The following is a 624-nucleotide window of genomic DNA, read 5'->3' on the forward strand; positions in this document are numbered from 1 at the left end:
GTTGACAGAGTCTTAAAGGGTAAATATTCAAGATCAGAAAGACCAATATCGGCAAGGGCTTCATAGGGGGAGTAGAGAGGTTGTCCATAAAACGCTGCCCAAAATTGCAAATTCTCAATGACAGATAAGAAAGGTTTCATAGCATTTTGAGACCCGAGATAATGGCACGCAGTGGCAACAGAGTATCTTTGTTCATAGTCTTTAAGGACGATATGACCTTCAGAGGCTTCAAGAAGACCAACAATGATTCGGAGTAATGTCGATTTTCCGATGCCATTTGGGCCGGTGATTGTCATCAGTTGCTGTGGAAATAGGCGAAAAGAAAGATCTTTAAACAGAATTTCTCCGTTTCTGTAAGCTGCTAAATCTTTGCCTGATAACATCATGTGATTGCCTATTTTTTATTTTCCTATTCTTTATTGCATTATAGAATAAAAAAACACGTTTTTTATGCAATTGTATCTAGAATAGTTCTAGAAATAGTTCTATAAGGGGTGCGTTACATCAAGATCTGGTGTAGAATGGTTTTTGGCGCTGATTTCCGCATTTACCTATGAAAGGTGGAGGGGGAAGTGGATAGCGGAGGTAATTGCGTCTGCGCTCAGGCTGCGACCTTGACTCGTA

The 624-nt window shown here is 40.2% G+C and carries 1 protein-coding gene; it reads right to left on the reverse strand.

Features of this window, described 5'->3' with window-relative positions; translation table 11 throughout:
• A partial coding sequence (locus ACFINC_RS11235; RefSeq protein ID WP_375617256.1) for a heme ABC exporter ATP-binding protein CcmA occupies positions 1-386 on the reverse strand: 386 nt, incomplete at its 3' end.
• Positions 387-624 lie beyond the last annotated feature (238 nt).

Origin of the sequence: Bartonella sp. AP58NXGY, assembly GCF_042195785.1 — a bacterium.
GTDB lineage: Bacteria > Pseudomonadota > Alphaproteobacteria > Rhizobiales > Rhizobiaceae > Bartonella.